This is a genomic window from Leptospira adleri, assembly GCF_002811985.1.
Lineage (GTDB): Bacteria > Spirochaetota > Leptospiria > Leptospirales > Leptospiraceae > Leptospira > Leptospira adleri.
The window spans coordinates 1-2,592 of the sequence record NZ_NPDU01000146.1 but is presented as its reverse complement, the minus strand read 5'-3'; the positions used below and the strand labels follow the sequence as shown (position 1 = coordinate 2,592).

Here is a 2,592-nt window from a genome sequence, read left to right as displayed (position 1 = left end):
TCCGCCCTGAAAGTAATACTTGTAAAAGACCCTTACCTCGGGAAGAAATAAATCGGGATGAAAAACGCAGAGAGAGATTTTCTCGATCCCTGCAATGGTTCTGATTTTCCTCAAGTGGAACCATATCCTCCGAATCAGAAGATAGGAAACCAGAATCAATACAGGGATAAGAATCGGCATCCTTTAGACTAAGGCAATTTCTTCCGACCTTTCGGGATTACCGGAAGAATTGTCGTCTCCTCCGGCTTTTGCATCAGCCGGTTTGTAGTCGGTCCATGGAGTTTCCACAAAGTCAAGTTTCCCTTCTTTAAAATCGATTTCGATTTTAGTAGGTTCCTTGTAAGCGCCTTTGAGAGTCTGAACCGCCATGTGATCCTCGAGTTCTCTTTGGAAAACTCTCCGAAGCGGTCTCGCTCCGAACTTCTCATCGTAACCGATGTCCATGATATGATCTTTGGCCGCACCAGTAATCGAAACATGGATCGCCTTTTCGCGGAATCTTTTGTTCGTGTCGATCACCATGATATCGATGATCGCCATGATATTTTCCTTGGTGAGAGATCCGAAATAGATCACTTCGTCCACACGGTTTAAGAACTCAGGGTTGAAGTATTTTTTCAACTGATCGCGGGTTTGATCGGACTTATACTTCGCCGCTTCGTCCTTACGATCTTCGAAACCGAGTCTTCCTCCGGATTGAATTTCCTTCGCTCCGATGTTGGAAGTCATGATGATGATCGTATCTCTGAAGTTGACCTTGCGTCCTTTCGTATCGGTCAAGTTTCCTTCTTCCATAATCTGAAGAAGAATATTGAAAATATCATGGTGCGCTTTTTCAATCTCGTCCAGAAGAATGATGGAATACGGTTTTTTTCTTACGAACTCGGTCAACTGACCTCCGTCGTCATAACCCACGTAACCGGGGGGAGCTCCGATCAAACGGCTGACCGCGTGTGGTTCCATGTATTCGGACATATCCACACGAAGCATCGCGTCGTCGTTTCCAAAAAGGAAATTCGCGAGCGCTTTCGCAAGCTCGGTTTTACCGACTCCCGTTGGTCCGAGAAAGATAAACGATCCGGTAGGACGTCTTTCGCTCTTAAATCCGGTTCTTGCACGACGAACCGCTTTCGCGATTTTCTCAATCGCATCGGTCTGACCGACGACTCGTTTTTTGAGCTCGTCCTCGAGTCTGAGAAGTTTATCGGATTCGGATTCTTCCATTTTTTCCAATGGGATTCCAGTCCACAAAGAAATCACGGAAAGAATATCGTCTTCCTCGATGTTGACCGCGAAGTCTTCCATCTTCTCTTGCCAAGAACGGATCTTTTCTTCCATAGCCTGTTTTTTCCGGTTCACTTCGTCGCGAACTCCGGCGGCCTTTTCGTATTCTTGTGCGCGGACCAATTCTTCTTTTTTGGTCGCGAGAGATTTGATCTCTTCTTCCAGATCCTTAATCGATTGAGGTCGTGCGCAATTCGCCAAACGGGCTTTCGCTCCGGCCTCGTCGATGATATCGATCGCCTTATCAGGAAGATAACGGTCGTTGATATATCTGTGAGAAAGTTTTACGGATTGCTCCAAAGCCTTATCGGAATATCTCACTTTGTGGTGGGCTTCGTACGCCTTTTTCAATCCTTGAAGAATCTGAATCGCATCGTCTACCGAAGGTTCCGCGACTTTTACGACTTGAAATCTTCTTTCCAAAGCGGAATCTTTTTCAATGTATTTCCGATATTCGGCGCTTGTCGTCGCACCGATGCACTGGAGTTCTCCTCTTGCTAATGCAGGTTTGAGAATATTTGCGGCATCCACTGCGCCTTCAGCGGCTCCGGCTCCGATCAGAGTATGAAGCTCATCGATAAAGATGATGATGTTTGTGGAAGTGGTGATTTCCTTCATGATCTTTTTCAGACGTTCCTCAAATTCACCTCTGTATTTGGTTCCCGCGATCAAAGACGCAAGATCCAGAGAAAGAACTCTCTTCTCGAATAAAAGATCCGGAACACTCTTTTCAACGATCGCAAGGGCGAGCCCTTCTACAATCGCGGTTTTACCGACCCCGGATTCTCCGACGAGAACCGGATTGTTCTTTGTCTTTCTGGAAAGAATTTGAATCACTCTTTGAATCTCGATCGCTCTTCCCACAACAGGATCCAATTTCTTATCTTTTGCAAGTTGCGTAAGATCGCGTGCAAACTCATCTAAGATCGGCGTTTTTGTTTTCTCCTGACGAGGCTGCGTTCCTTGCGGGCCCGCCTGCGCCGCGGAGCTGACTCCGACGGAACTTGTCGGCGGAGCTCCGAGCAAACGAAGAATTTCACTCTTGATAACATTATAATTTACGCTGAAAGAATAGAGCGCGCCGCCCGCGATATTATTGTTATCTCTCAACAATGCGAGAAGGATGTGCTCCGTTCCGACGTAATTGTGTTTGAGACGTTTTGCTTCTTCTTTAGAAAGCTCGATAATTTTTTGATATCGATCCTGACCGCCGGCGACGTCCATGAGCAAGGCTCCGGATGCTTCGCGCGTTCTTCTTTCCACCTCTTTACGCAACTCGTTGAGGTTAATATTGAGGTTGTTCAGGAT

The 2,592-nt window shown here is 46.6% G+C and carries 1 protein-coding gene and 1 pseudogene; both read right to left on the bottom strand.

Annotation, left to right across the window (positions count from 1 at the left end; translation table 11 throughout):
• Positions 1-180: pseudogene (locus CH376_RS23805) on the bottom strand (hypothetical protein); the annotation flags it as partial.
• A gap of 3 nt (positions 181-183) precedes the next feature.
• On the bottom strand, positions 184-2,592 hold a 2,409-nt coding region (locus tag CH376_RS23800), incomplete at its 5' end, for an ATP-dependent Clp protease ATP-binding subunit (protein WP_243398322.1).